This is a genomic window from Rhizobium sp. M1 (assembly GCF_002531805.1).
Lineage (GTDB): Bacteria > Pseudomonadota > Alphaproteobacteria > Rhizobiales > Rhizobiaceae > Rhizobium > Rhizobium etli_C.
The window spans coordinates 62,285-87,256 of the sequence record NZ_NWSW01000017.1; the positions used below are offsets into that span (position 1 = coordinate 62,285).

28 protein-coding genes and 1 other RNA gene are annotated in these 24,972 nt (G+C 62.7%); 12 read left to right on the forward strand and 17 right to left on the reverse strand.

Going from position 1 to position 24,972, the window contains the following annotated elements:
• Window positions 1-61: 61 nt before the first annotated feature.
• From CO655_RS17790 to rimP, 3 genes are read right to left on the reverse strand one after another with little or no spacing between them, the layout of a single operon-like run.
• Window positions 62-754: an RNA-binding protein gene (locus CO655_RS17790; RefSeq protein ID WP_010027166.1), complete on the reverse strand. Its 693-nt coding sequence runs from the start codon at window positions 752-754 to the stop codon at window positions 62-64.
• On the reverse strand, window positions 751-2,352 hold the full coding sequence (nusA, locus tag CO655_RS17795; RefSeq protein WP_097608081.1) for a transcription termination factor NusA: 1,602 nt from the start codon (window positions 2,350-2,352) through the stop codon (window positions 751-753). The genes CO655_RS17790 and nusA overlap by 4 nt, the downstream gene beginning before the upstream one ends.
• A gap of 60 nt (window positions 2,353-2,412) precedes the next feature.
• Complete coding sequence (rimP, locus tag CO655_RS17800) at window positions 2,413-3,018, reverse strand: ribosome maturation factor RimP (RefSeq protein ID WP_097608082.1); 606 nt, start codon at window positions 3,016-3,018, stop codon at window positions 2,413-2,415.
• A gap of 244 nt (window positions 3,019-3,262) precedes the next feature.
• On the opposite strand from rimP, the gene CO655_RS17805 reads away from it, so the two are divergent.
• Together CO655_RS17805 and CO655_RS17810 are read left to right on the forward strand one after the other, a co-directional pair.
• Window positions 3,263-4,894: an MFS transporter gene (locus CO655_RS17805; protein WP_097665799.1), complete on the forward strand. Its 1,632-nt coding sequence runs from the start codon at window positions 3,263-3,265 to the stop codon at window positions 4,892-4,894.
• 8 nt (window positions 4,895-4,902) lie between these two features.
• Window positions 4,903-5,358 (forward strand): GNAT family N-acetyltransferase, encoded by a 456-nt coding sequence (locus tag CO655_RS17810; RefSeq protein ID WP_097608083.1) that lies wholly within the window; start codon window positions 4,903-4,905, stop codon window positions 5,356-5,358.
• A gap of 5 nt (window positions 5,359-5,363) precedes the next feature.
• Here the strand turns inward: CO655_RS17810 and CO655_RS17815 are convergent, their stop codons facing one another.
• Both CO655_RS17815 and recR read right to left on the reverse strand, forming a co-directional pair.
• Window positions 5,364-6,614: a lytic murein transglycosylase gene (locus CO655_RS17815; protein ID WP_176539274.1), complete on the reverse strand. Its 1,251-nt coding sequence runs from the start codon at window positions 6,612-6,614 to the stop codon at window positions 5,364-5,366.
• 11 nt (window positions 6,615-6,625) lie between these two features.
• Window positions 6,626-7,231, reverse strand: a complete 606-nt coding sequence (gene recR, locus CO655_RS17820; protein ID WP_004676724.1) for a recombination mediator RecR — start codon at window positions 7,229-7,231, stop codon at window positions 6,626-6,628.
• 57 nt (window positions 7,232-7,288) lie between these two features.
• Here recR and CO655_RS17825 point away from each other — a divergent pair, with 57 nt between their 5' ends.
• Window positions 7,289-7,906 carry an MOSC domain-containing protein gene (locus tag CO655_RS17825; RefSeq protein WP_170965046.1) on the forward strand — a complete coding sequence of 206 codons (618 nt, stop codon included), beginning with the start codon at window positions 7,289-7,291 and terminating at the stop codon, window positions 7,904-7,906.
• Window positions 7,907-7,991: 85 nt separating this feature from the next.
• Here CO655_RS17825 and CO655_RS17830 read toward each other — a convergent pair whose 3' ends face one another.
• From CO655_RS17830 to ffs, 3 genes are all read right to left on the reverse strand, one after another.
• Window positions 7,992-8,315: a YbaB/EbfC family nucleoid-associated protein gene (locus CO655_RS17830; protein WP_064681590.1), complete on the reverse strand. Its 324-nt coding sequence runs from the start codon at window positions 8,313-8,315 to the stop codon at window positions 7,992-7,994.
• A gap of 22 nt (window positions 8,316-8,337) precedes the next feature.
• Entirely contained in the window at window positions 8,338-10,209 is a 1,872-nt protein-coding gene (locus CO655_RS17835) for a DNA polymerase III subunit gamma/tau (protein WP_097608086.1), read from the reverse strand.
• 44 nt (window positions 10,210-10,253) lie between these two features.
• An RNA gene (gene ffs / locus CO655_RS17840) (signal recognition particle sRNA small type) lies at window positions 10,254-10,350 on the reverse strand.
• An 88-nt stretch (window positions 10,351-10,438) separates the two neighbouring features.
• Here ffs and CO655_RS17845 point away from each other — a divergent pair.
• From CO655_RS17845 to CO655_RS17865, 5 genes are all read left to right on the forward strand, one after another.
• The gene (locus tag CO655_RS17845; protein WP_097608153.1) at window positions 10,439-10,849 is read left to right on the forward strand and encodes an HIT family protein; all 411 of its coding nucleotides are present in this window, start codon (window positions 10,439-10,441) and stop codon (window positions 10,847-10,849) included.
• Window positions 10,846-11,805, forward strand: coding sequence for an NAD(+) diphosphatase (nudC, locus tag CO655_RS17850; protein ID WP_097608087.1), 960 nt, complete (start codon window positions 10,846-10,848; stop codon window positions 11,803-11,805). Before CO655_RS17845 ends, nudC begins: the two co-directional genes overlap by 4 nt.
• A 4-nt stretch (window positions 11,806-11,809) precedes the next feature.
• Complete coding sequence (locus CO655_RS17855; RefSeq protein WP_097608088.1) at window positions 11,810-12,505, forward strand: YafY family protein; 696 nt, start codon at window positions 11,810-11,812, stop codon at window positions 12,503-12,505.
• A 72-nt stretch (window positions 12,506-12,577) separates the two neighbouring features.
• Window positions 12,578-12,838, forward strand: a complete 261-nt coding sequence (locus CO655_RS17860) for a hypothetical protein (protein ID WP_010034501.1) — start codon at window positions 12,578-12,580, stop codon at window positions 12,836-12,838.
• Between the two features lie 125 nt (window positions 12,839-12,963).
• Window positions 12,964-13,332, forward strand: coding sequence for a VOC family protein (locus CO655_RS17865; RefSeq protein WP_039617221.1), 369 nt, complete (start codon window positions 12,964-12,966; stop codon window positions 13,330-13,332).
• 23 nt (window positions 13,333-13,355) lie between these two features.
• On the opposite strand, the gene CO655_RS17870 is transcribed toward CO655_RS17865, so the two are convergent.
• Together CO655_RS17870 and CO655_RS17875 are read right to left on the reverse strand one after the other, a co-directional pair.
• Window positions 13,356-14,210 (reverse strand): prephenate dehydratase, encoded by an 855-nt coding sequence (locus CO655_RS17870; protein ID WP_004672645.1) that lies wholly within the window; start codon window positions 14,208-14,210, stop codon window positions 13,356-13,358.
• Between the two features lie 123 nt (window positions 14,211-14,333).
• Window positions 14,334-15,089 (reverse strand): 3-deoxy-manno-octulosonate cytidylyltransferase, encoded by a 756-nt coding sequence (locus tag CO655_RS17875; protein WP_010034506.1) that lies wholly within the window; start codon window positions 15,087-15,089, stop codon window positions 14,334-14,336.
• 153 nt (window positions 15,090-15,242) lie between these two features.
• Between CO655_RS17875 and CO655_RS17880 the strand changes: the two genes are divergently transcribed.
• Window positions 15,243-15,806 carry a cytochrome c family protein gene (locus CO655_RS17880; RefSeq protein ID WP_010034507.1) on the forward strand — a complete coding sequence of 188 codons (564 nt, stop codon included), beginning with the start codon at window positions 15,243-15,245 and terminating at the stop codon, window positions 15,804-15,806.
• Between the two features lie 69 nt (window positions 15,807-15,875).
• Here CO655_RS17880 and CO655_RS17885 read toward each other — a convergent pair whose 3' ends face one another.
• Window positions 15,876-16,823: an AEC family transporter gene (locus CO655_RS17885; protein WP_010034523.1), complete on the reverse strand. Its 948-nt coding sequence runs from the start codon at window positions 16,821-16,823 to the stop codon at window positions 15,876-15,878.
• A gap of 419 nt (window positions 16,824-17,242) precedes the next feature.
• On the opposite strand from CO655_RS17885, the gene CO655_RS17890 reads away from it, so the two are divergent.
• The gene (locus CO655_RS17890) at window positions 17,243-18,235 is read left to right on the forward strand and encodes an adenosine kinase (RefSeq protein ID WP_064681582.1); all 993 of its coding nucleotides are present in this window, start codon (window positions 17,243-17,245) and stop codon (window positions 18,233-18,235) included.
• Here CO655_RS17890 and CO655_RS17895 read toward each other — a convergent pair.
• Window positions 18,228-18,767 carry an SH3 domain-containing protein gene (locus CO655_RS17895; protein ID WP_097608154.1) on the reverse strand — a complete coding sequence of 180 codons (540 nt, stop codon included), beginning with the start codon at window positions 18,765-18,767 and terminating at the stop codon, window positions 18,228-18,230. The two genes, CO655_RS17890 and CO655_RS17895, sit on opposite strands and share 8 nt — an antisense overlap.
• A 184-nt stretch (window positions 18,768-18,951) precedes the next feature.
• Between CO655_RS17895 and CO655_RS17900 the strand changes: the two genes are divergently transcribed.
• On the forward strand, window positions 18,952-19,953 hold the full coding sequence (locus CO655_RS17900; RefSeq protein ID WP_010033669.1) for a D-glycerate dehydrogenase: 1,002 nt from the start codon (window positions 18,952-18,954) through the stop codon (window positions 19,951-19,953).
• 6 nt (window positions 19,954-19,959) lie between these two features.
• On the opposite strand, the gene CO655_RS17905 is transcribed toward CO655_RS17900, so the two are convergent.
• The 3 genes from CO655_RS17905 to recF are packed head-to-tail and all read right to left on the reverse strand — an operon-like array spanning window position 19,960 to window position 22,390.
• Window positions 19,960-20,448 (reverse strand): GNAT family N-acetyltransferase, encoded by a 489-nt coding sequence (locus CO655_RS17905; protein WP_097665714.1) that lies wholly within the window; start codon window positions 20,446-20,448, stop codon window positions 19,960-19,962.
• Window positions 20,445-21,269 carry a molybdopterin-synthase adenylyltransferase MoeB gene (locus CO655_RS17910; RefSeq protein ID WP_097665716.1) on the reverse strand — a complete coding sequence of 275 codons (825 nt, stop codon included), beginning with the start codon at window positions 21,267-21,269 and terminating at the stop codon, window positions 20,445-20,447. Before CO655_RS17910 ends, CO655_RS17905 begins: the two co-directional genes overlap by 4 nt.
• Window positions 21,266-22,390, reverse strand: a complete 1,125-nt coding sequence (gene recF / locus CO655_RS17915) for a DNA replication/repair protein RecF (RefSeq protein ID WP_097665718.1) — start codon at window positions 22,388-22,390, stop codon at window positions 21,266-21,268. Before recF ends, CO655_RS17910 begins: the two co-directional genes overlap by 4 nt.
• A 401-nt stretch (window positions 22,391-22,791) precedes the next feature.
• Between recF and CO655_RS17920 the strand changes: the two genes are divergently transcribed.
• Entirely contained in the window at window positions 22,792-23,160 is a 369-nt protein-coding gene (locus CO655_RS17920) for a helix-turn-helix transcriptional regulator (protein ID WP_097608092.1), read from the forward strand.
• A 117-nt stretch (window positions 23,161-23,277) separates the two neighbouring features.
• Here CO655_RS17920 and CO655_RS17925 read toward each other — a convergent pair whose 3' ends face one another.
• Both CO655_RS17925 and dnaJ read right to left on the reverse strand, forming a co-directional pair.
• Window positions 23,278-23,478: a hypothetical protein gene (locus CO655_RS17925; protein ID WP_004672628.1), complete on the reverse strand. Its 201-nt coding sequence runs from the start codon at window positions 23,476-23,478 to the stop codon at window positions 23,278-23,280.
• A gap of 335 nt (window positions 23,479-23,813) precedes the next feature.
• Window positions 23,814-24,941, reverse strand: coding sequence for a molecular chaperone DnaJ (gene dnaJ / locus CO655_RS17930; protein WP_097608093.1), 1,128 nt, complete (start codon window positions 24,939-24,941; stop codon window positions 23,814-23,816).
• Window positions 24,942-24,972 lie beyond the last annotated feature (31 nt).

The window sequence follows — 24,972 nt, forward strand, 5'->3', positions numbered from 1 at the left end:
ACCCTGTCGTTCAAATACTGTCGATCAATGAGAATGAGACCGGCCGATGCCGGTGACCGTCTCATTGTTTTTGCCGGCCAGCGCCGCCCGCTGCCCGGGACTGACCGCCAATACGGTACTGTTCGAGCATCTTTGCGCGCTTCACTACACCCTCACCCGCCTGCCCTGCAAGCACTGCGGCATGGATAAAAGCATTCTGGCCCATCAGGCCTTCCATTTCGCTCTCCGAGAAGAAGCGGTAGGAAGGTATCTCCTCCTCGGTCTCCATTCCGAGGTGCCAGGCCTTGCGGGCCTGGTCGATTTTCCTCACACCGTCGTCCGCCGCGTCAGTTGCGTGGAACACCGCAATGGCTGCTCCGCTTCTGACCGCGGCGTCCACTTTCGAGGAGCCGCTGATGAACTGGCCGGCTTTGCGCGCCATGTTCATCATCTGCATCAATTGCGCCGCCAGCAGCCGGTCGACATTCGCGCCGAGATCGTCCGCGGCCTTCACGTCGCTTTTCAGCGCACGGGCGAAGAGCTTCTTCGCCACTGCTCTGTCGACCAGCGATCGGTCGGCTTTCACCCAGCAACCGCGTCCCGGAAGCTCGCGCTTCAGGTCGGCGACGACGGTTCCGTCGGGAGCCGCGACGAAGCGGATCAGCTCATCCGGCGATCCGCTTTCGCGCGTCACGATGCACATGCGTCCGTTCACGTCATAACCTGCAAGATCGTCGTCCTGAGGGAGAGCGTCCGGCTCATGCGCGGTCATCATGCTTCCTGTTCGGCTTCGGTGACCTCTTCTTCGGTCCCCTTCGCCAGGTCCTCTTCGGTGATCCAGCCGGCCGCAAGCCGAGCCTGGACGATCATCTGTTCGGCTTCGACGCGCGAGACGTCGAACTTCGAGAACAGGCCCTCGAACTTCTTCGTTTCGCCGTTCTTGCGCTCCGTCCAGCCGACGAGATCATCGGCGGCGCAGCCGGCAAAGTCCTCGATCGTCTTGATGCCGTCTTCGCCGAGCGCCACCATCATCTGGGCAGTCATGCCGTCGATCCCGCGCAGCTCGTCCTCAACGCCGAGCGCCTTGCGCTTCTCGTCCATCTCGGCTTCGAGACGCTCGAGGAATTCGCGGGCGCGCTGCTGGATTTCCTGCGCCGTCTCTTCGTCGAAACCGTCGATCGAGGCGATTTCGTCGAGATCGACATAGGCCAGTTCCTCGACGGCGGCAAAACCTTCCGAGGCCAGAACCTGGCCGACCATTTCGTCGACGTCGAGCGAATCCATGAACAGGTTGGTGCGCTCGTTGAATTCCTTCTGGCGGCGCTCCGATTCCTCGGCCTCCGTCATGATGTCGATATCCCAGCCGGTCAGCTGCGACGCCAGGCGGACGTTCTGACCGCGGCGGCCGATCGCAAGCGACAGCTGCTCATCGGGAACCACCACTTCGATGCGTTCGGCATCCTCGTCGAGAACGACCTTGGCGACTTCGGCCGGCTGCAGGGCGTTGACGACGAAGGTCGCCGGATCCTGCGACCACGGAATGATGTCGATCTTCTCACCCTGAAGCTCGCCGACGACGGCCTGGACGCGCGAGCCGCGCATACCGACGCAGGCGCCGACCGGATCGATCGAACTGTCGTTCGAGATGACGGCGATCTTGGCGCGCGAGCCCGGATCGCGGGCGACCGACTTCACCTGGATGATGCCGTCGTAGATTTCAGGTACTTCCATGGTGAAGAGCTTCACCATGAACTGCGGATGCGTGCGCGACAGGAAGATCTGCGGGCCACGCTGTTCGCGGCGGACGTCATAGACATAGGCGCGGACGCGATCGCCATAGCGCACGTTCTCGCGCGGGATCATTTCGTCGCGGCGGATGATGCCTTCGCCACGGCCGAGATCGACGATGACATTGCCATATTCGACGCGCTTGACGGTGCCGTTGACGATTTCGCCGACGCGATCCTTGAATTCGTCGAACTGGCGGTCGCGCTCGGCTTCACGCACCTTCTGCACGATCACCTGCTTGGCCGACTGTGCGGCGATGCGGCCGAAATCCATCGGCGGCAGCGGATCGGCAATGAAATCGCCGAGCGCGGCGTCCGGGTTGCGGTCGCGGGCAAGTTCCAGCGGGATCTGCGTCGAATAATCCTCGGCCTTGTCGACGACTTCGAGCAGGCGCTGCAGCCGGATTTCGCCGGTCTTCGGATTGATGTCGGCGCGGATGTTGGATTCGGTGCCGTAACGCGAGCGTGCCGCCTTCTGAATGGCATCGGCCATTGCGGCAAGCACGATCTCGCGGTCGATGACCTTTTCGCGCGCCACTGCATCTGCGATCTGCAGAAGTTCGAGCCGGTTCGCACTGACTGCCATTGTCTTGTTTCTCCGTCTTTACTCCGGGGTTCCCGTCCCTGGGAGCGGTCTGTTAATCGGTTATTCCTGCTCGTCCGCTTCGTTCTGATTGGCGGCCTGCGCTTTCGCCAGCTTGTCGGCGCGCAATGCATCGCGGATCAGGTCGTCGGTCAGGATAAGTTTCGCATCGCTGAGCGCCGTGAAAGGAATGGTGACGTTCAGCTCTTCTCCGTAGGCAACCTGGTCACGCTCGAGCGTGAAACCATCTGCGTCCGCTTCGACGATCTTGCCGCGGAAGCGCTTGCGGTTGCCGATCATGATCGACGTCTCGCATTTCACCAGGTGACCTTGCCAGCGAACGAAATCGGATTTCCGCACCATCGGACGGTCGATGCCGGGCGAAGACACTTCGAGATGATACTCTTTATCGACCGGATCTTCCACATCGAGGACGGGAGAAATCGCCATCGAGACTTCTTCGCAGTCCTGGACGGTCATCGTGCCGTCGTTGCGCTCGGCCATCACCTGCATCGTCATGCCGTTCTGGTTCAGCATGCGCACACGGATGAGCCGGAAGCCCATCCCGATGAGAACGGGTTCGATGATATCGGCAAGACGCTGGTCAAGCCCGGTTTCGGTAATCAGCCGCGGCTCAAGTTCGTTGTCTGCGTTCGTCATGTCCGACAAGCGGTGCGCTCCTCGCAATTTCTGCTGTTCAGGCGATCGAGCTAATAAAAAAGAGCGGGTCCTTGCGGCCCACTCTTCATCAAGCGATCAAGAATTTGAGAGCCATATAGTCGGGTTTTTACGAAATTGCAAGGTCTGCGGCCGATTCCGCCAATTCGCCTCCGACAAGGCGAACGCGCCTATGGCCAGCGCCGGTCATGCGCATATATTGCCCGGCGGGGCAATGACAAAAGCGGGAGAAATTGTGGCGTACACTTCGTCGACATTGGCGCCTTTGCGGCATGATACCTATCGCGCCATATGGTTTGCGAGCCTTTCCTCGAATTTCGGCGGTCTGATCCAGGCGGTGGGTGCTGCCTGGATGATGACGACGATCACCGCTTCGGAAGATATGGTCGCGCTGGTGCAGACCTCGACAGCGCTGCCGATCATGCTGTTTTCCCTGATCTCGGGCGCGCTCGCCGACAATTACGACCGCCGCCGGGTGATGCTGACGGCGCAGTGCCTGATGCTGACGGTCTCCGGCCTGCTGACGGCCGCAGCGCTTCTCGGCTGGATCACGCCCTGGCTGCTGCTCCTCTTCACCTTCCTGATCGGCTGCGGCACGGCGCTCAACAATCCCTCCTGGCAGGCCTCGGTCGGCGACATGGTGCCGCGCGCCGATCTGCCGGGTGCCGTCACCCTGAACAGCATGGGCTTCAACATCACCCGCAGCGTCGGACCGGCGATCGGCGGCGCCATCGTGGCAGCCGCCGGCGCCGCCGCGGCCTTTGCGGTGAATACGCTGAGTTATCTGCCATTGATCTACGCTTTGTCGCGTTGGCGGCCGAGCGCGCCGGTTTCGACCCTGCCGCGCGAGGCGCTCGCCAGCGCCATCTTCGCCGGCCTGCGATATGTCTCGATGTCGCCCAATCTCGAAAAGGTTCTCGTCAGGGGGCTCATCTTCGGCATCGGCGCCAGCTCGATCCTGGCGCTGCTGCCGGTGGTCGCGCTTGATCTGGTGGCCGGCGGACCGCTGACCTATGGCTTCATGCTCGGCGCTTTCGGCATTGGCGCGATCGGCGGCGCCGTGCTGAGTGCGAGAATTCGCCAGGCGTTTTCCGGCGAGACGATCATCCGCCTGGCCTTTGCCGGCTTTGCGCTCAGCGCCGTCATTGCGGCCGTCAGCCCGAGCGCCGTCCTCACCTCAGCCGGACTGCTCGTCGCCGGCGCCTGCTGGGTCTCGGCGCTGTCGCTCTTCAATACCATCGTCCAGCTCTCGACTCCGCGCTGGGTGGTGGGCCGCGCGCTGTCGCTCTACCAGACCGTCACCTTCGGCGGCATTGCCGGCGGCAGCTGGCTGTGGGGCGTTGCTGCCGATCGCTACGGCGTCGCCAATGCGCTGCTGACGTCATCCGTCGTCATGCTGCTCGGCATTGCGATCGGCCTGCGTTTTTCGATGCCGGCCTTCGCCTCGCTCAATCTCGATCCGCTGAACCGCTTCACCGCGCCGGCGCTCAGCCTCGACATCACGCCGCGCAGCGGCCCGATCGTCATCCAGGTCGACTACGAGATCGCCGACGACGATCTTGCGGAATTCATGACGTTGATGGGCGAGCGGCGGCGTATCCGCATCCGCGATGGCGCGCGGCACTGGGCGCTGATGCGCGATCTCGAAAATCCCGGGCTCTGGACCGAAACCTACCATACGCCGACCTGGGTCGAATACATCAGGCACAACCAGCGGCGCACGCAGGCCGATGCCGAAAACATCGACAGGCTGCGCGCCCTTCACCGCGGCGAAGGCCCGCCGCATGTTCACCGGATGATCGAACGCCAGGCCATCCCGCCCGGCGACGATGTCTTCCACAAGGCGCCGATCGATCTGCACCATTGAGAACAACCATGTATGATTTCAGGCTCGCCCGCCAATCCGATCTTGCCGCGATCATCGGGCTCCTCGCCGATGACGATCTCGGCAGCGCCAGGGAGGTCGTCTCGGACCCCATCGACGCGCGCTATCTCTCGGCCTTCGCCGCGATCGAGGCGGATGCCAATCAGATGCTCGCCGTCGCCAGCGATGCGGACGATCAGCTTGTCGGCTGTCTGCAGCTGAGCTTCATTCCCGGCCTGTCGAGAGCGGGCATGTGGCGCGGACAGATCGAAAGCGTGCGGATCGCCCGGGACTTGCGCGGTTCCGGCCTCGGCTCCGAGTTCATCGAATGGGCGATCGCCCAATGCGCCGAGCGCGGCTGCGGTCTCGTGCAGCTGACATCGGACAAGACGCGGGCGGATTCGATCCGCTTCTACGAGAAGCTCGGCTTCGTCGCGAGCCATGAAGGGCTGAAGCGCAACCTCTGAAACGGCTACTTCAGCTTGCCTTTCATCGTGGCCTCGGGAAAGCAGGTCGGCTTCATGCCGTTCTTCGCCTGCCATTGGCCGATCGACCGCCGTGTCTTGTAGCCCGGCAGCCCGTCGGAACCGCCGACGTCATAGCCCTGCCGCTCCAGCGCCTTCTGCATGGCGGCGACATCCGAGCGCAGCATCTTGCCGACATCGCCCCACCGGCCCTCAAAGGCGCCGCCGTTGGACCCGATCCGGTCGGCGAGATTGCCGATATAGAGCGCGTAGAGATCGGAGTTGTTGTATTCCTTGATGATGTAGAAATTCGGGGTGACGATGAATTCAGGCCCGTCGCGGCCGGCCGGCACGAGCATCATGCCCTCCGCCTTCATCTCGCTTGCGGGGAAGTTCCTGCCGGAGATGCGGTCGATGCCGAGCGAGGCCCAATGCGAAAGCGGCTTCGCGAGGTCTGGACCCTCCTGCGCGCAGGAAACCGCCTCCGGTATCGAGACCTCGAAGCCCCAGTCACGATCACGCTGCCAGCCTTTTTTGACCAGGTAATTGGCAATCGAGGCAAGCGTATCCGGCACGGAGGTCCAGATATTGCGGTGACCGTCGCCGTCGAAATCCACCGCATATTTCAGATAGCTCGTCGGCATGAATTGCGGCTGGCCGAGCGCGCCGGCCCACGAGCTCTTGAAATCGGCGGGCGTCACGTCGCCGCCGTCGAGAATATGCAGCGCCGCCATCAGCTCGGTGCGGAACATGTCCTTGCGGGTCGACATGAAGGCCTTGGTCGCCAGCACCTCGACCGCCGAATTCGGGATCTTCGCCGCGCCGAAGCCCGTCTCCCGGCCCCAGATGGCGAGCACGATCGAGCCCGGCACGCCATAGGTCTTCTCGATCCGTTTCAGCGTCGAGCCATATTGTGCGGCAAAGCCGCGCCCGGTTGCGGCGAGCCTCTTCAGATGATCCTCGTTGAAATAGGGGCTAGGCGAGGAAAATTCCGCCTGCGTCTGCTTCTGCTCCTTAGGTGGCGGGAAACCGGGCGGCGCGAGATCCGGCAGGTTCCAGTTCAGCGCGACGCCCGAGAACGCGGCCTTGAAGGTCTTCTCGGAAATGCCGCCCGCCTTGGCCTGCGGCCAGAGGTCCTTCTGCACCCAGCTTTTGAACTGGGTCTCGACATCGGCTTTCGATGGGGCTGCGAAGGAGGGGAGCGGAAGTAGGGCGGTCATTATCGCCAATGCGAGTATCCGCAGGGTGCGGTGCGCCATATACAAACCCCTCATATCACCGTCCTTGCCCGCAGCGCCGCCGCCAGCGTGCCCTCGTCGAGATAGTCGAGCTCGCCGCCGACAGGCACGCCATGCGCCAGCCGCGTGATCTTCACGTCGAGCCCCTGCAGCTGGTCGGTGATGTAATGTGCCGTCGTCTGCCCTTCGACGGTGGCGTTGACGGCGATGATCAGCTCGCGGATGCCGCCTTCGCCGATCCGGTCGATCAGCCCGCGAATATTGAGATCGTCGGGCCCGATCCCGTCGAGCGGCGACAGCGTGCCGCCGAGCACGTGATAGGCGGCGTTCATCGCGCCGGCCCGCTCCAGCGCCCAGAGGTCGGAGACGTCCTCGACGACGATGATGACGGATTGGTCGCGCTGCGCATCGGTGCAGACCGTGCAGGGATCGACGGTATCGACGTTGCCGCAGCGCGAGCAGATCTTCACCTTGTCATAGGCCTCGCCCATCGCATTCGACAGCGGTCCGAGCAACTGGTCCTTCTTCTTGATCAGATGCAGTGCCGCCCGGCGCGCCGAGCGCGGCCCGAGGCCCGGCACCTTCGCCAGAAGCTGGATGAGTTTTTCGATTTCGGGGCCGGTGACTCGTTTTGCCATGCGCCGTTCTTAGCTGATATGCAACGAAAACGGAATCGCGGAAGGATCGGCCGTCTCATGAAAATCCTGGCGCTGTGTAGAGGCAATGCAGAAAGGCTGCCCGGCAAGAGCTACAAGACCGGCATTTTCAAACACGTCGTCAACGGCGCCGTGATGATCGATGTCGAAGGGCTGGTCGGCGACGCCATCTGCAACCGCAAACACCATGGCGGCGTCGATCAGGCGGTCTATATCGAAGGATCGCTGACGCTCGACTGGTGGGCGCAGCAACTTGGCAGGCCCTATGCCCCCGGCACCTTCGGCGAAAACATGGTGATGTCGGGCCTCGACAATCGCGACGTTTCCGTCGGCGATCGCTTCATATCAGGCGATCTCGTCCTCGAAGTCACAGCATGCCGCATCCCCTGCGCCACCTTCGCCGCCAGGATGGCCGATCCGAAATTCGTCAAGCGCTATACCGATGCCGCCCGCCCCGGCATCTATTGCCGCGTCATCCGCGGCGGCATCGCCGAAGCCGGATTGCCGGTCGAGCATCAGTCATTTGCCGGCGACAAAGTCACAATGCCGGAGTTGATGGAAACTTTCGGCCGACGGCTTTCCGAGGCGGACCGGGCGCGATATCTCGCTGCCCCTATTCACTACAGGCTGCGAGCGATGTTGGAAACACAGCGTTAGGCGCCAATTTCACCTGTGCATCGCGAACGCGATTGTCACATCGCCCATCGCCACAGCGGTGAAATGGAGATCGAATCGCCGGCTATCAGAACGGCAGCTTGAAGCCGGGCGGGATCGGCAGGCCGGCGGTGAGCGCCTTGGTCTTTTCGGCGGCGAGCGCTTCGGCCTTGTCCTTGGCGTCCTTGTGGGCGGCGACGATCAGGTCCTCGAGGATCTCGACATCGTCCTCCTTGAACAAAGACGGGTCGATCTTCAGGCTCTTCAGCTCACCCTTGCCTGACATGACGACGGTGACGAGGCCGCCGCCCGCCTTGCCTTCGGCCGAGAGCTCGGCGATCTCCGCCTGCATCTGCTCCATCTTGGCCTGCATTTCCTTGACTTTGCCCATCATGCCCATGATGTCGCGCATCGTCTCGCTCCTTCTTGAAACCTTAGAATTCTATGTCGTCGCCGGGCAGGATGTCACCGTCTTCGGATTCGGCGGCGGCAGGCGGTGTCGCCTCTTCCGCTTCCTCCTCCGGCGTCGGCGCCCTGACGCGCACGTCGATGATCTTGGCGCCCGGAAACTGCGCAAGAATGGCGGCGACATCGGGGTCCTGGCGGGCGTCGCTGACGCGCTGTTGCTGCGCCTTGGCTTCCGCCTCCACCATCGTCGGCCCGCCCTCTTCGCGGCTGGTGCTGACGATCCAGTGGATGCCGGTCCATTCCTTGAGTTTGACGGCGAGCTCGTTCAGCAGCGTGCCCGGCGCGCCCTCGGTGAGGTTCACGTCCAGCCGGCCGGGCTCGATGCGCACAGGCCGCACGAAGTTGCGCACCAGCGCCTTCAGCTTGACGTCCCGCTTTTCGGCCGCGAGGTCGACGATATCGCCGATCGTATTGACCGATACCAGCGGCTTCGGCGCTTCAGCCGGCTTCGTCTCGACGCGGCCGATTGTCTGCGGTTCCGGATTGGGCACGGCGCGCAGCATCGCGGTCGGCCCTGAGGGCTGAGGCCGCGGTGTCGGCTCCGGCGCCCGCGCCGCAACGCTGCTCTGATAGGGAACCCGTGTTCCGTTGCCGCCGCCACCGCCTGAAGGCGGGGAGGAGGGGCGCGAGCCGGCACCGTCGCCGGAAAATTCGGCAAGCCGCCGCGCCGCATCCTCGGGCGCCGGCAGATGTGCGGCATGCGCCAGCCGGATCAGCACCATTTCGGCCGCCCCTGCCGTGCGCGACGAGCCTTCGGTTTCGGGAATACCCTTCAGCAGCATCTGCCAGATGCGCGACAGCGTCGTCACCGCCACACCCTTGGCCAGTTCCGCCGCCTTGGTACGCTCGATTTCGCTGAGCGAAGGATCGTTTGCCGCATCCGGCACATATTTCAGCCGCGTCACCAGATGGGTGAAATCGGCAAGATCGGTCAGCACCACGACAGGATTGGCGCCGGCCTCGTACTGGCTCTGGAATTCGCCGAGGGCGCCGGCGACATCGCCTTTGACGATATGCTGGAAGAGATCGACGATCCGGGCGCGGTCGGCAAGGCCGAGCATCCCACGCACCGCTTCGGCCTGCACGGCGCCGGCGCCATGGGCGATCGCCTGATCGAGCAGCGACAGGCCGTCGCGCGCCGAGCCTTCGGCAGCGCGCGCGATCATCGCCAGCGCGTCCGCTTCCGCCTCGATACCTTCCTTGGCAGCAATCGTCGTAAACAGCCCGACGAGGTCCGAGGCGCTGATGCGGCGCAGGTCGAAACGCTGGCAGCGCGACAGCACGGTGATCGGCACCTTGCGGATCTCGGTGGTGGCGAAGATGAATTTCACATGTTCCGGCGGCTCTTCCAGCGTCTTGAGCAGACCGTTGAAGGCCTGTGTCGACAGCATGTGCACTTCGTCGATGATGTAGACTTTATAGCGCGCCGAAACCGGCCGGTAGCGCACCTGTTCGATGATCTCTCTTATATCGTCGATACCGGTATGGGAGGCGGCATCCATTTCGATCACGTCGACATGCCGGCCTTCCATGATCGCCTGGCAATGTTCGCCGGGCGTGCGGAGGTCGATCGTCGGCTTGTCGATCTCTGCCGTCTTGTAGTTCAGCGCCCGCGCCAGGATGCGCGCCGTCGTCGTCTTGCCGACGCCGCGCACGCCGGTCAGCATATAGGCCTGCGCGATGCGGCCGGTCTCGAAGGCGTTGGTGAGCGTGCGGACCATCGGCTCCTGGCCGACCATCAGGTCCGTGAAATCCTTGGGGCGGTATTTGCGAGCCAGCACCCGGTATCCGGTGCCCGTCGAGGCGGCATCTTTTGATTGTCGCTCGGTGTCGCTCATCGCCCTGCTTGTCGCCCGGATGCCGGGCACTTCGTAAAGAGAAGGTGGGAGGCTGGCACGATGACCCGTGCCGGGCTCGTTAGGGCTGCTTCCTTCCGGACCTGACCCGGTTGGCGAGTGGCTCGTCCACCACCAACCTCCCGGATGCACATATCGGCAATATCGTCATCAAAAGCAAGCCAACATGATAAAAAACTGCTAGTCGTTGGAAAAGACAGGAGGAATGCCCTTGAACGGCTTTAGACTCGACCCCCGGCTGGAAAACGACAGCACCAGCGTCATGGTCACCGGCCTCTGTGATCTGAGATTGTCGAGGGATGCCCGCTGGCCGTGGCTCATTCTCGTGCCGCGCCGGGCCGATATCACCGAAATCTTTGAGCTGACGCCGCTCGACCAGGTGCTGCTCGCCTTCGAGACGGAGCTCACCGCCAAGGCGCTCAAAGAGATCACCGGCGCGACAAAAATCAATGTCGGGGCTCTTGGCAACATCGTCCGCCAGCTTCATGTTCATGTCATTGCCCGCTTCGAAGGCGATGCCAACTGGCCAGGCCCCGTCTGGGGCTTCGGGCGGGCAGAGCCCTACGAGGACGGAAAGAGAGACGAATTGACAGCGAAGCTGCGGGAAGCCCTTTCATCATGAGCCATTCGCTTTTTGATTCAGATGTGCCGCATCCGGAACCCAGCAATCTCACGGCCTTTGCCGGCAACGACCTCAATCGCGATTCCGAACATCGCGACGAACACTCCGTCGAAAAGGCGTTGGCGAGGGAAGGCACGCATATCTTCGCCTTCGCCAACGACAAGCTGGTGCTGAAGCATGACGGCCAGGTGCTCGATCCGCTTTTTGCCCGCTACGAACTGCAGGAGCTTCGGCCGAATTGGGACGAGACGGTGCTTCTCGGCTACCGCAAATCAGGCGAACCGCGCCTTGCCGTGCCCGTCGGCGTCGATGTCGACGACCTTGCCAGCCAGTACAAGCCTGCCGACGGCCGCACGCTGTTTCGCGAAATGCTGATCGATGAGGTGCTGCTCGGCGAATTCGCCCAGGCCGCCAGCCTCATCCGCTGGAACGGCGACAACCGCTTCTGCGGCCGCTGCGGCTCGGCGATGGAGATCCATATCGGCGGTTACAAGCGTGTCTGCGCCGTCTGCGAGCACATGATCTTTCCCCGCACCGACCCCGTCGTCATCATGCTGACGATCGACGAGAGCCGCGACCTCTGCCTGCTCGGCCGCAGCCCGCATTTTGCGCCCGGCATGTATTCCTGTCTTGCCGGCTTCGTCGAGCCGGGCGAGACCATCGAGAACGCCGTGCGCCGCGAAACGCTGGAAGAGTCAGGCATCCGCACCGGCCGTATCCGCTATCACGCCTCGCAGCCCTGGCCGATGCCGCATTCGCTGATGATCGGCTGTTACGCGGAGGCGAAATCCACCGAGATCAAGCGCGATGAGACGGAGCTCGAGGATTGCCGCTGGTTCACCCGCGAGGAAACGCTCGAGATGCTGGAGCGCCCAGGCGCCAACGGCAAAGCCTCGCCGCCGAAAGGGGCGATCGCCCACCGCCTGATGCGCGACTGGGTGGAGTGGAAGCGCTAGTGCCATGCCGGTCGCCCGTTCGGAACGGCTCCTGACGCTGCTCCAGACGCTTCGGCGTTATCGCAGGCCGGTGACCGGCACCGTGCTCGCTCAGGAGACCGGCGTCAGCCTGCGCACACTCTATCGCGATATCGCCAGCCTGCAGGCCCAGGGCGCGATGATCGAAGGCGAAGCCGGCATCGGTTATGTGCTGAAGCCGGGTTTCATGCTGCCGCCGATGATGTTTTCCGAGGAAGAGCTGGAGGCACTGGTGCTCGGCTCGCGTTGGGTGGCCCGCGCCGCCGAGCCGCGCCTTGCCGGCGCCGGCGCCGATGCGCTGGCCAAGATCGCCGCCGTACTGCCGGCCGATTTGCGTGAAATGATCGATTCGGCCGCTCTCTTCGTCGGCCCCAAACGCCGCGATGAGGATAGCGCGGATGTCTCGGCCATCCGCAGGGCGATCCGCCTGGAGCGTATTCTCGAGCTGCATTACGGCGACGAACAGGGCCGGATCTCGCGCCGCCGCGTCTGGCCTTTCGCGCTCGGCTATTTCGAGCACGTGCGCGTCCTCATGGCCTGGTGCGAGCTGCGCCAGGATTTTCGCCATTTCCGCACCGATCGCATCATCGACATGGCACTGCATGAGGTGCGTTATCCGCGCCGCCGCACCGTGCTTCTCAAGGAGTGGCGCGAGACGCAGGACGTGCCGATCGAGAGGTGATCGCTGCTGCCATAAACTGTCAGCAGTTGGCGTTATGATCAGTCTCAATCCACTAGGGAAGGAGTACTGATCATGGTAACGCCTCCAATCATTCAGCAGGCCGGCGACCGCTTCGCCACCAATAGCTTTGCCGATATTATTTCGGCCGAAACCTTCGCCGATGCCCGGCAGTCGACCCGCTTCGGCCTGCTGCAATTCGCCATCGGCCTTTTCCGGATCCCCGGGGGAAGCCGCCCCAAACTCGACGTTGAGGCGACACCTGATTACATGAAGCGCGACCTCGGCTTCATGGACGGGCGCAACCCACGCCACGAAGACCGCTTCCCGCTCTAATCCGCTTCATCATCGACATTCCGCCCGACGAAACCGGGCGTTGCTTCGGCAACGCCCGCTGCATCCTGCTGACATAGATTGGCAGCAGGCGCTCATCCAGCATGTCACACCAAGGGAGAACCGAAATGACCAGCCCCAATCTGATTATCCTCTACGTCAAGGACCCCGGCGAAAGCGCCAGCTTCTACCGCAACCTCCTGAACCGCGAACCGGCCGTGGAAGCGCCGAATTTCGTCGCCTTTCCGCTCGACGGCGGTTTCACGCTCGGCCTCTGGCGGCGCAGCAAGGTCGAGCCGCAGCCCTCCGCCATCGGCAACCGGGGCGAAGTGGCCTTCATGGTGGCGGGGGAAAATGCCGTCGCCAGGCAGTATGAGGACTGGCGCCAGCGCGGCCTGCCGATCGCCCAGGAACTGACGGAGCTGGATTTTGGCCCGACCTTCGTCGTCCTCGATCCGGACGGGCATCGGCTGCGCGTCTGTGAGCCGGATAAGTAATAGCCTGAATGGACGGGGCCTGCTTAGAGCAGGCCTCGCATCGCATGCCCCTTGTAGACGCCGAGGATGCGCACCTTCTCGGAGAAGAACCGCAGTTCCTCCAAGGCCCGGCGAACGTTCGGATCGTTCGGATGGCCTTCGATATCGGCGTAGAACTGCGTCGCCACGAATTTTCCGCCGAGCTGGTAGCTTTCCAGTTTCGTCATGTTGATGTTGTTGGTGGCAAAGCCGCCGAGCGCCTTGTAGAGCGCGGCCGGAATGTTGCGGACATTGAAGACGAAGGTGGTGACGACCTTTTCTTCCGCCGAATTGCGCTGCGCCCATTCCTCGTCACGCGAGAGCACGACGAAGCGGGTGACGTTGTTTTCCGTATCCTCGACATTTTCGGCGACGATCTCGAGCCCGTAGAGATCGGCGGCAAGGCGCGGCGCCAGCGCGGCCATCGAGCGGTCGCCGGTTTCCTTGACGAGCTTTGCCGCCCCTGCCGTATCGCCGGCGATGACAGGCTTCCAGCCATGGGCGCGCACGATCTTGCGGCACTGGCCGAGCGCATGGATATGGCTGTGCACCGTGCGGATCTCGTCCTTGGTCACTCCGGGCAGCACCATCAGCTGGAAGCGGATCGGCATGAAATATTCGCCGATGATGTGCAGCCGCGATTCCGGCAGCAGGTGATGGATATCGGCAACGCGGCCGGCAATGGTGTTTTCGATCGGGATCATGGCGATATCGGCGTCGCCGTTGTCGACCGCGGTGAACGCATCCTCGAACGTCTGGCACGGCAGCGGTTCCATGGTCGGAAACATGTCGCGGCTGGCCATGTCGGAATTGGCGCCGAACTCGCCCTGGAAGGCGATCCTGTTGGTCTTGATGTTCATGATGGTTCCGTCAGTTCGACTTAGAGCATGATGCCGAAAAGTGTGAGCGGTTTTCGGACGACATCATGCTCTAACTCTTTAATTGAGAACAGGATTCAGTTTTTAGGCCAACCGAGCCTAAAATCATCCTGTTCTGGCGGAGAGGATGCGCCGCGCTTTTTCAAGGTCGGCGGGAGTATCGACACCGAGCGGAACCGTGTCAACGATCTCCACGTCGATGCGCATGCCGGCCTCCAGCGCCCGCAGCTGCTCCAGCGATTCGCGCTTTTCGAGCGTCGACGGGCCGAGCGAGACAAATCGCTCCAGCGCCGCACGCCGATAGGCATAAAGGCCGATATGGTGATAAAGCGGCCCCTTGCCGTAAGGTGCTGTCGCGCGCGTAAAGTAGAGGGCGTGCAGACGGGTGTCGGAGACGGGCGAACCGACGATCTTGACGATATGCGCCGCTGTCTTGTCGTCCTCATCGTCGATTTCGGTCGTCAGCGTGCCGATATCGACCACCTCGTTCTCGAGCGGGCGCAGAGCCGCGCGCACGGTTTCCGCATCGATCGTCGGCAGGTCGCCCTGGACGTTGACGATGATTTTCGCTTTCCCGTCCGGATCGACCTTGGTCAGCGCTTCGAAGATCCGGTCGGAACCCGATTGATGGTCACTGCTGGTCATGACGACGTCGAAGCCGGCGGCAGAAACGGCATCGAACACCTGTTGGTCGTCGACCGCGACGACCACGCGGCCGATGGCTGCCTCTTTGGCGCGCATCGCCACCTGCACGATCATCGGCAGTCCGCAAATATCGGCGAGCGGCTTGCCCGGAAGCCGGGTGGAGGCCATGCGTGCCGGGATCAATACCAGCACCTCGTCTAAATTTGAATCACTCATGGTTCGGGCCTTCTATTCCGGGCTGAAAAGTGTCAAAAAGTCTCACGCATAAGACCATTTAGACAGTTGCAACGATCAGTCAAAAGACATAGGTTCCGCGCGATTTCAAGATGGTCCGGTTCTGGTCTGCCGGCTGCAAGGGGAGCATTGCAGATGAATTCATACGTCAATACGGCCGTGGGGGCGCTGCTCGGAACGATTTTCGTTCTGATGTCGGTCTCCATCGCGTCCGAGGGGATCTTCCATTCCGAAGCGCCGGAAAAGGAAGGTTTCGCGATCGTTGCCGAAGAGGCGCCCGCCGCCGGCGGTGAAGCCGCGCCCGCCGCTGCCGTTCCGATCGCGCAATTGCTCGCTTCTGCAGATGCCAAGGCCGGTGAAACGGCCTTCAAGAAGTGTCAGGCCTGTCATGACGCCACCAAAGGGGGGCCGAACAAGGTCGGTCCTAACCTCTTTGGTGTCGTAGATCGCCCGATCGCCTCGCATGAAGGCTTCGCCTATTCCGCCCCCATGAAGGATTTTTCCAAGGGCAGCAGCGAGAAGTGGACCTTCGAGAACCTCAACAAGTTCCTGCTGGCGCCGAAGAAGGACGTCCCCGGCACCGCGATGGGATTCGCGGGCCTGGCGAAGGATCAGGAGCGCGCCAACGTCATCCTCTACCTGCACACGCTCGCCGATTCGCCGGTGCCGCTGCCGGATCCGAAAACCGCGACGCAGTAAGGCGAAGCGCCATCGCATGACAATCGAAGCCCGGCCGCAAGCCGGGCTTTTGTTGTTGATGGCGCAGGTTCAGGCGCCGAGGAAATAAGCCCAGAGCGAAACGGTGATGGCGCCGAGCGCTGTTGTCACCGAGATCGTCGAGGCGGCGAGGCTGTGGCCGACGCCGAAACGATTGGCGATCAGCCAGGCATTGATGCCTGTCGGCACGGAGGAGGTCAGCACGATCGCCGCCGTCCATTCCGGGCTGAGACCGAGGAGACGGCTCGCTGTCCAGACGCAGCCGGGCAGCAGCAGCAGCTTGAGGCTCGAGGTAACGCTGGCGATGCCGAGATTGCCGGAGACGCCGTATCTCTCCAGCGCCATGCCGAGCGAGATCAGCGCCGCCGGGCCGGCTATGCCGGCGATCTGGCCGACGACCGATGCCACCGCAGTCGGCATGGTGAGGCCGGAAAGATGCACGGCCATGCCGGCCGCAAGGCCGATCACCAGCGGATTGCGGATGAGATTGATGGCGATCTGGCGAAGCACAAAGACCATGCTGCGGTCGCTTTTGCCGGCGATCTTTCGTTCAGCGTGCTCCATCAACACCGTGCCGGCGACCATCATGACAGGCAAATGCACGGCAAGCAGGATCGACAACGCCACCAGCCCTTCGTCGCCGACGGTCCGCTGGACGAGCGGCAGTCCGATGAAGACGTTGTTGGCGAAGGCCGAGGAAACGCCGGCCAGCACGCCGATCCGTTCGTCGCGATTAAAGAGGCGCGTGGCGGCGATATGGCCGGCCGTCCAGGTGATGGCGACGCCGGAGAAATAGACGATCCAGAGCCGGAAGGGCGAGGCGCCATGGAAATCCGCCTCGGCGATGGTGCGGAAGAGCAATAGCGGCACGGCGATCTTGAAGACGAACTCACTGAGCGCGTCGCCGACATTCGATGCCATCAAGCCGCTGCGAACGATTACCCAGCCGATGAGGATCAGGATGAAGATGGGAAGGACGTCGAGAATGATGGCTGACATAAGGAAGGATGCTCTGCGGGGAGGGAGTATCCGAGGTCTAGCAGCAAAAGGCTTGCGTTGAAAACGCAATCGGCGCCCGGCCGCGGAGGGGCTGCATCCGAACGCAAAAAAAGCGGGCATGGCCCGCTTTTCCGCTCCGGCCTTGCCGGATATCCGGATCGCGAGGCTGCCAGTTCATCCGTGGTCAGCACCGCGCCGGTAAGATCGAAGGGATCATCCCTCGTCGTCCGGCTGCAACTGAAAGCTGCTCATGCCGGTCTTCTTGCAAGCATTTGTAGGTCTCGAAAATGACAGGGACATGACGAATAAGCGGCACTTTTGCGAAGAATAGAGACGCCATTCACCATTTATCCTTCCAAACCGCGGAAATTTCGCTAAGACCGAACCCCGGCTATCACAAATCCGGGACTCCCCATTTCATGACAAGATTCGATGTTCTGACAGTCGGCAACGCGATCGTGGATATCATTGCCCGCTGCGACGACCAGTTCCTCATTGATAACAAGATCACCAAGGCGGCGATGAACCTCATCGATGCCGAGCGCGCCGAACTTCTGTATTCGCGCATGGGGCCGGCACTCGAAGCCTCCGGCGGCAGCGCCGGCAATACGGCGGCCGGCGTTGCCAATCTCGGCGGCAAGGCTGCCTATTTCGGCAATGTCGCCGCAGATCAGCTCGGCGACATTTTCACCCATGACATTCGCGCCCAGGGCGTCCACTATCAGACCCGTCCCAAGGGCACCTTCCCGCCGACGGCGCGGTCGATGATCTTCGTCACCGAAGACGGCGAACGTTCGATGAATACCTATCTCGGCGCCTGCGTCGAACTTGGCCCTGAAGACGTCGAGGCCGATGTCGTTGCCGACGCCAAGGTCACCTATTTCGAAGGTTATCTCTGGGATCCGCCGCGCGCCAAGGAGGCTATTCGCGACTGCGCCCGCATCGCCCATGAAAACGGCCGCGAAATGTCGATGACGCTGTCCGACAGTTTCTGCGTCGACCGTTATCGCGGCGAATTCCTCGATCTGATGCGCTCCGGCACGGTCGATATCGTCTTCGCCAATCGCCAGGAAGCGCTGTCGCTTTACCAGACCGAAGACTTCGAAGAGGCGCTGAACAGGATTGCCGCGGACTGCAAGATCGCCGCCGTGACGATGAGTGAGAATGGCGCCGTCATCCTGAAGGGCCGCGAGCGTTATTACGTCGATGCGATCCGGATCAGGGAAGTTGTGGACACGACGGGCGCCGGCGACCTTTTTGCCTCCGGCTTCCTCTACGGCTATACGCAGGGACGGTCCCTGGAAGATTGCGGCAAGCTCGGCTGCCTCGCTGCCGGCATCGTCATCCAGCAGATCGGCCCGCGCCCGATGACCTCGCTCAACGAGGCCGCCAAGCAGGCAGGGCTTATTTGAAGGCTTCGCCGGGATAGGCGCCCCAGATTTCCGACTGCGCCACCCAGCCGGTGGCGCCGTCGGTTTCGGCGCGGCACCAGTCGCCGTTGCATTCGCCGATCGCCAGCATCACGCCGGGTTCCAGCTTGGCGATGATCGAGGCGGAGGGCTGCGCCTCGCGGCGCAGATTGACGAAGATGCCCTTGCCCTTCGTCTTCATCCAGGGTGCGGCGATCGCCGCACGCTGGCCGGAGAGCAGCGACTGATTGACCCAGCCTTCGGTGCCGTCGGCATCACGGATGCGGCGCCAGTTGTCGTATTCCTGGATGATCTCCACCGGCAGGCCGGATTTCAGATACATCCACGAAACCGCGTAATCGGTTCCCGGGCCGATGCGCAGGTTGACACGCTTGGATTTCAGCGTGACAAAACGCGGCAATGGCAGGCCGCTCGGTCCCTTGGCCGCCTGCGCATGGGCAAATTCGACGGGGCCGAGCGATGCCGCCAGAGCGATCGCGAGGGCGAGGCAGGACTTCAGGACTTTGCTGCGCATGGAGGCATCCGTTTGCTCGAATTCACGGGCAGGCCCGCCTGCACGCGGTCCGGGCTGTGACATTCCCCGGCTGCACCACGAGTTTTGTTTGTCTTCGCGTGCGGGTCTGGTAGAAATTGCCCGGAACGGGAAAATTATCACCCCTCTTGGTTAAAGACCTCTGAACAAGGCACCGCAGGCAGCCATGACAGCGAAGAAAAAACCGAAGGTCTACATCACCCGCAAGCTGCCGGATGCCGTCGAAACCCGAATGCGGGAACTCTTCGATGCCGAGCTGAACATCGACGACGCGCCGCGCTCCGTGCCCGAGCTCATGGCCGCTGTCCGGACCGCCGACGTGCTGGTGCCGACCGTCACCGATCGCATCGACGCGGCGCTGATCGAGGCGGCCGGCCCGCAGATGAAGCTGATTGCAAGCTTCTCCAACGGCACCGACCATATCGACGTCGAGGCGGCGGCGCGCAAGGGCATCACCGTCACCAACACGCCGAACGTCCTGACCGAGGACACCGCCGACATGACGATGGCGCTCATTCTCGCGGTGCCGAGACGGCTCGGCGAAGGGGCGCGGGTGCTGACCGACAAGCCGGGCGAGTGGGCCGGCTGGTCTCCTACCTGGATGCTCGGCCGGCGCATTCACGGCAAGCGCATCGGCATCGTCGGCATGGGGCGCATCGGCACGGCGGTCGCGCGCCGCGCCAAGGCTTTCGGCCTTTCGATCCACTACCACAACCGCAAGCGCGTCAATCCGGCCGTCGAGGACGAGTTGGAGGCGACCTATTGGGAAAGCCTCGACCAGATGCTCGCCCGCGTCGACATCGTCTCGGTCAATTGCCCGTCGACGCCGGCAACCTTCCATCTGATTTCAGCCCGTCGCCTGGCGCTGCTGCAGCCGACCGCCTATCTCGTCAACACCGCCCGCGGTGACGTGGTCGACGAAAGCGCGCTGATCAAAAGCCTGAGAGAGGGCAAGATCGCCGGCGCCGGCCTCGACGTCTTCGAGAACGAACCGGCCGTCAACCCGAAGCTCGTCAAGCTCGCCAACGAGGGCAAGGTCGTGCTGCTGCCGCATATGAGCTCGGCGACGATCGAAGGCCGCATCGATATGGGCGACAAGGTGATCATCAATATCCGCACCTTCATCGACGGCCACAGGCCGCCGAACCGGGTGCTGCCCGGGCGTTGATCCGGTTCAGACGATGCGGGCCTGAGCCGCAAGCATCTTCCGCATCTCGACGAAGGTCGTTCTGGCAAAGCCCGGATGTGCCTTCTCGGCGGTTCTCGAAAAACCCCAGGCGCCAAAGACGGCATGATTTTCGGTGAGCTCGATGCGCGTCTCCAGCCGCAAAGCGGCAAGGCCAAGCGCTGCCGCCGTCGCCTCGGCGGTTGCCAGCAGCCGCTTGCCGAGCCCCCTGCCTTGCGCCTCCGGGAGAACGGCGAGCTTGCCGACATAGAGACAGTCGGCCTCCGGCCGCAGGAACAGGCAGCCGATCAGCTTTTCGTCTTCGATGGCGACATGACCGATCTCGGTTCCGGCTTTTTCGGCCAACGACTCCGTCGTCAGCTTGAGCGCCGAAGAGGGCGGGTCGATCCTGCCGTTCATCGAGGCGAAGGCAGCGAGGATGAGCGCCAGCAGTTCGTCCCAGCGCGTGAAGTTCTGATCCAGGCGGATGATTGTCATAGGGTCTGTCCTTGCCTTTCCCGGCGGCGTTTATAGCGTATCGTGTCGAACCGGGCCGAGAGCGCGTCGTAGAGCAGCAGACGTCCGATCAGCGGTTCGCCGGCGCCGGTGATCAGCTTGATCGCCTCCATCGCCATCATCGTGCCGATGACGCCGGTGAGCGCGCCGATGATTCCGGCTTCGGCGCAGGAGGGGATCAAGCCCGCCGGCGGCGCTTCCGGAAACAAGTCGCGATATCTGGGATTGGGTGTTCCGTCTTCGCCGGTCTCATAGGGCTTGAGCACCGTCAGCGAACCGTCGAAACGCCCGACCGCGCCGGTGACAAGCGCAATCTGCGCCGCCTCGGCGGCGTCGGCGGCGGCATAACGCGTGTCGAAATTATCGGAACCGTCGATCAGCAGGTCGAAGCCGGCGAGCTGCCGCTGGGCGGTCTCCGCGCCAAAACGTTCCTCGAAGCGGATCAGCCGCACATGCGGATTGAGCCGGGCAATGGCGAGCGCCGCACTTTCGGTTTTCAATTCGCCGATCGTGCCGGAATCATGGATCACCTGCCGCTGCAGGTTGGAGAGCGACACCCGGTCGTCATCGACGATACCGAGCGTGCCGATACCGGCGGCGGCCAGATATTGCAGGATCGGCGCTCCAAGGCCGCCGGCGCCGATCACCAGCACGCGGGCGGCCTTCAGCCGCTGCTGGCCGGCGCCGCCGATCTCGGGGAGCAGGATGTGTCGGTGATATCGGGCGATTTCGTCGGGGCTGAGCGGTTCCATGGCGGCGATGCTATCATGACGGCCGACGCCGGGAAAAGCCGCCTCCCTCATCCGAACACCTTTCCGTCGGCAACGGTGAAGAACTGTGCCCGGTCTGCGAGCGCTGAAAACATTGTCCGATCCGTGCCCGTCATGAAGGCCTGGCCGCCGAGCCCGTCGATGAGATCGAACAGTGCGGCACGGCGGCCCTCGTCGAGATGGGCGGCGATCTCGTCGAGCAGCAGGATCGGCGCATGGCCGGTGAGATTGCCGACGAGCCGTGCATGCGCAAGCACCAGGCCGACGAGCAGCGCTTTCTGCTCGCCGGTCGAGCAACGCTCCGCCTCCATCGCCTTTTCGCGGTGGTGGACGATGAGGTCGGCTCGGTGCGGCCCCTCCAGCGTGCGCCCCGCGCCGGCGTCCCGATACCGGCTCTCCGCCAGCATCGCCGCATATTCGTCCTCGAGATCGACCGAAGGGCGAGAGAACTGGCCGTCCATGAAGCCCGAGAGCTGCAGCGATGCCGAAGGGAAGGGCGAATTCTCCGGCCTTTCCTCGATCAGCCGGGTGAGCAGGCCGAGCATTTCCTGTCGGGCGAGCGCCATGGCGATGCCGAGGCTTGCCATCTGCTCCTCGATGCCGGCGAGCCAAGAAGGATCGAAGCGGCCTTCGTCCAGCAATTTGTTGCGGCTGCGCATGGCGCGCTCGAAATCGCTGGCGCGGCGGCCATGGGCGGGATCGAGCGACAGCACCAGCCGGTCGAGAAAGCGTCGGCGGTCGGAGGAGGCGCCGGTAAAGAGCCCGTCCATCGCCGGTGTCAGCCAGAGAAGACGCAGATGGTCTGTCAGTTCGTCGGCGGTTTTTGCCGCGGTACCGTTGATCCGCAGCCTGCGGGTGGTCGTCTCCTCCCCCGCTTCAATGCCGGTGCCGATCTCGACTTCGCCCTCCATGCCGTCAAGCGCGGCAAAGATCGAAAAGCCGCCGGTCGCGCCGACGCGGGTAATATCGCCATAGGCGGCGCGGCGAAGCCCCCGGCCCGGCGAAAGCAGCGAGACCGCCTCCATGAGATTGGTCTTGCCCGCGCCGTTGTTTCCCGTCAGCACGGCATGCCGGCCATCGAGGGTGAGGCTCACCGCCGCATAGTTACGGAAGTCTGTCAGCTTCAGACGGGAAAGAGAAACCTTGTGCGGCATCGGGTGTCCGGGTTTGTGAAGCCTGACAGCTATGCCGAAGCGGCGTCGATAGCAAGGCTCGCGGCTCGGCCGCCACGGGTCACGCGTAAAATACCCGGGCGGTATTTCCGCATGCTCGCGTAAATGAGCCCCGATTCAGGAACTGTACGGTACGTTTTATCCGGCATGTCCCAAAAAAATACAACCGCATCGAAGCGATCCGGTGTCGCGTCCTCGGCCGCTGACAGCCCTCGTCATGGATTTCAAACCGCCTGGATACTAGGGGCTCCGCCCATTCTTCCGGGGCCGCTGACGTAACGTAATGCCCAGAAAAAGTCGGTTGAATTTTGCAACTAACGGGTTGAGTTATGCGGCGGAAACGCTATGGTAAACGAACCGTTTGCGTATGAAAGAATGACGAAGTGCCAGATCCGGTTGATATTATCGTTGGTCGCAACATAAGACAGCTTCGCGCCCTTCGCCGGGTTTCCCAGCTCGAGCTTGGTGAAGCCCTTGGACTGACCTTCCAGCAGATTCAGAAATACGAAAAGGGGACGAATCGCGTTTCCGCCAGCAAACTGCACCAGATCGCGGTTTTTCTCGATGTCGAGATCTCGGTTCTTTTCGAGGGTGCCGACATGCCGCAATTCGGCAGCCGCATCGAGCTCAGCCCTGACGCCTATGCGCTTGCCCTGAGTTACGACAAGCTGAATTCACCGGCAGGCAAGGAAGCGGTCAAAACCATTCTCACGCTCATAAGCAGTGGGCAGGCTGCCGAAACCGCCGCGTGAGTCGAGCCGGGAAATCGGCTTCCTCGCAGACATTGCAATCTGTTTAAGCTCCGCGTTTCGGGCAAGCCCAAGAACAGCGAGAGCCGAAACGCGCCGCGTCGCGTTCGATAAAAAGCGTCAGTGAAATTCGCGCTCGTGCAACGCCGTCAGCAGGTCGTCCTGCGTCTGGTGGCCGGCATGATAGAGGTCGATCGCGATACTGGCGATCGAAAGGCCCTGTTGGCTGCGAAGCTTGATGTTGCGCTCGGCGCACCATGTGTAAATGGCGCCGGCGAGAACGTCGACGTCGTCGTGCTGAGAGGAGAAGGCTGGCGCCATGGCAGTTACTCTTGCTTTGGTTATTCCCCGAACAGAGCGCCGCGCCCGAAAGGACGGCCAAGGTCGCTCCATCATTCCAATCTGCGCCTGATCCTTCGAAAACCTGCTCCGATCTCCGGGTTATGCGCTGACGACAGAGACTGAATTCATTTGGAAAACTTGCAAGCGCCATTATCCGGCTGCGTTAACGCAACTCGACTTTCATCCCGCTGCCGTCTCAATGCGGTACAAATTGCCCGGCGCGCCATGCGAATGTGCCAAAACGGGTCGTCATGACGAAAAAGCCGGGGACGTTTCCGTGCCCCGGCTTTCGATACGGCAATTCCGGTTGCGGCTCAGCTTTCGAAGAATTCCTTCATCCTAGCAAAGAAGCCCGTCGATTCCGGATTGTTCTCCTTGGAGGAAATCTGCTCGAATTCCTGCAGCAGCTCGCGCTGGCGCTTGGTCAGCTTCTGCGGCGTCTCGATCTGGATCTGGATGTAGAGGTCGCCCGTCTGCGCCGACCGCAGCACCGGCATGCCCTTGCTCTTCAGGCGGAACTGTTTGCCGGCCTGCGTGCCCTCCGGCACGGTCACCCGCGATTTGGTGCCGTCGAGCGTTGCCACGTCGAAGGTTCCGCCGAGCGCCGCCGTCGTCATCGAGATCGGGACGGCGCAATAGAGATCGGCTCCGTCGCGCTGGTAGAATTCATGCGGCTTCACCGACAGGAAAATATAGAGGTCGCCCGCCGGTCCGCCGCGGGCCCCGGCTTCGCCCTCGCCCTGCAGGCGGATGCGCGTGCCGTCCTCGATGCCGGCAGGGATATTGACCGAGAGCGAACGTTCTTCGGTTACCCGGCCCTGGCCGTGGCACTTCTGGCAGGGATCGGGAATGATCTGGCCGCGGCCGTGGCAGGTCGGGCAGGTCCGCTCGATCGAGAAGAAGCCCTGGGCGGCGCGCACGCGCCCCGTTCCCTGGCAGGTGCCGCAGTTCTTCGGCTGCGTGCCGGGCTTGGCGCCCGACCCCGAACAGACGTCGCAGGTGATCGACGTCGGCACGCGGATCTGCGCCGTCTTGCCGGAAAAGGCCTCTTCCAGCGTGATTTCCATATTGTAGCGAAGATCGGCGCCGCGTTCGCGCCCACCCGACGAACGCTGGCGCGCCCGTCCGCCACCCATCATCTCGCCGAAAATATCCTCGAAAATGTCGGAGAAGCCACCGCCGGCAAAGCCGCCGCCACCGCCGCCCATGCCGCCATGTTCGAAGGCCGCATGGCCATAACGGTCATAGGCCGCCCGCTTCTGCGGGTCCTTGAGCATCTCGTAGGCTTCGTTGATTTCCTTGAACTTCCGTTCGGCGTCCTTGTCATCCGGATTCTTGTCCGGATGGTATTTCATCGCCAGCTTTCGGAAGGCGCTCTTCAGCTCTTTCTCGTCCGCCGACTTGGCTACACCCAGAGTTTCGTAAAAGTCCGCTTTTGCCATTAAGGATTAAACCCCGGAAATGGATTTCCGG

Coding starts and splice junctions, on each gene's coding strand:
- CO655_RS17880 (WP_010034507.1), top strand. CDS start 15,243: ATGAATTCATACGTCAATACGGCCGTGGGGGCGCTGCTCGGAACGATT.
- CO655_RS17910 (WP_097665716.1), bottom strand. CDS start 21,269: ATGAGGGAGGCGGCTTTTCCCGGCGTCGGCCGTCATGATAGCATCGCC.
- CO655_RS17790 (WP_010027166.1), bottom strand. CDS start 754: ATGATGACCGCGCATGAGCCGGACGCTCTCCCTCAGGACGACGATCTT.
- CO655_RS17815 (WP_176539274.1), bottom strand. CDS start 6,614: ATGGCGCACCGCACCCTGCGGATACTCGCATTGGCGATAATGACCGCC.
- CO655_RS17870 (WP_004672645.1), bottom strand. CDS start 14,210: ATGAACATCAAGACCAACAGGATCGCCTTCCAGGGCGAGTTCGGCGCC.
- CO655_RS17865 (WP_039617221.1), top strand. CDS start 12,964: ATGACCAGCCCCAATCTGATTATCCTCTACGTCAAGGACCCCGGCGAA.
- nusA (WP_097608081.1), bottom strand. CDS start 2,352: ATGGCAGTCAGTGCGAACCGGCTCGAACTTCTGCAGATCGCAGATGCA.
- CO655_RS17835 (WP_097608086.1), bottom strand. CDS start 10,209: ATGAGCGACACCGAGCGACAATCAAAAGATGCCGCCTCGACGGGCACC.
- CO655_RS17885 (WP_010034523.1), bottom strand. CDS start 16,823: ATGTCAGCCATCATTCTCGACGTCCTTCCCATCTTCATCCTGATCCTC.
- CO655_RS17905 (WP_097665714.1), bottom strand. CDS start 20,448: ATGACAATCATCCGCCTGGATCAGAACTTCACGCGCTGGGACGAACTG.
- CO655_RS17900 (WP_010033669.1), top strand. CDS start 18,952: ATGACAGCGAAGAAAAAACCGAAGGTCTACATCACCCGCAAGCTGCCG.
- CO655_RS17925 (WP_004672628.1), bottom strand. CDS start 23,478: ATGGCGCCAGCCTTCTCCTCTCAGCACGACGACGTCGACGTTCTCGCC.
- CO655_RS17830 (WP_064681590.1), bottom strand. CDS start 8,315: ATGCGCGACATCATGGGCATGATGGGCAAAGTCAAGGAAATGCAGGCC.
- CO655_RS17875 (WP_010034506.1), bottom strand. CDS start 15,089: ATGAGTGATTCAAATTTAGACGAGGTGCTGGTATTGATCCCGGCACGC.
- CO655_RS17890 (WP_064681582.1), top strand. CDS start 17,243: ATGACAAGATTCGATGTTCTGACAGTCGGCAACGCGATCGTGGATATC.
- recR (WP_004676724.1), bottom strand. CDS start 7,231: ATGGCAAAACGAGTCACCGGCCCCGAAATCGAAAAACTCATCCAGCTT.
- CO655_RS17860 (WP_010034501.1), top strand. CDS start 12,578: ATGGTAACGCCTCCAATCATTCAGCAGGCCGGCGACCGCTTCGCCACC.
- recF (WP_097665718.1), bottom strand. CDS start 22,390: ATGCCGCACAAGGTTTCTCTTTCCCGTCTGAAGCTGACAGACTTCCGT.
- CO655_RS17825 (WP_170965046.1), top strand. CDS start 7,289: ATGAAAATCCTGGCGCTGTGTAGAGGCAATGCAGAAAGGCTGCCCGGC.
- CO655_RS17895 (WP_097608154.1), bottom strand. CDS start 18,767: ATGCGCAGCAAAGTCCTGAAGTCCTGCCTCGCCCTCGCGATCGCTCTG.
- nudC (WP_097608087.1), top strand. CDS start 10,846: ATGAGCCATTCGCTTTTTGATTCAGATGTGCCGCATCCGGAACCCAGC.
- CO655_RS17810 (WP_097608083.1), top strand. CDS start 4,903: ATGTATGATTTCAGGCTCGCCCGCCAATCCGATCTTGCCGCGATCATC.
- CO655_RS17855 (WP_097608088.1), top strand. CDS start 11,810: ATGCCGGTCGCCCGTTCGGAACGGCTCCTGACGCTGCTCCAGACGCTT.
- dnaJ (WP_097608093.1), bottom strand. CDS start 24,941: ATGGCAAAAGCGGACTTTTACGAAACTCTGGGTGTAGCCAAGTCGGCG.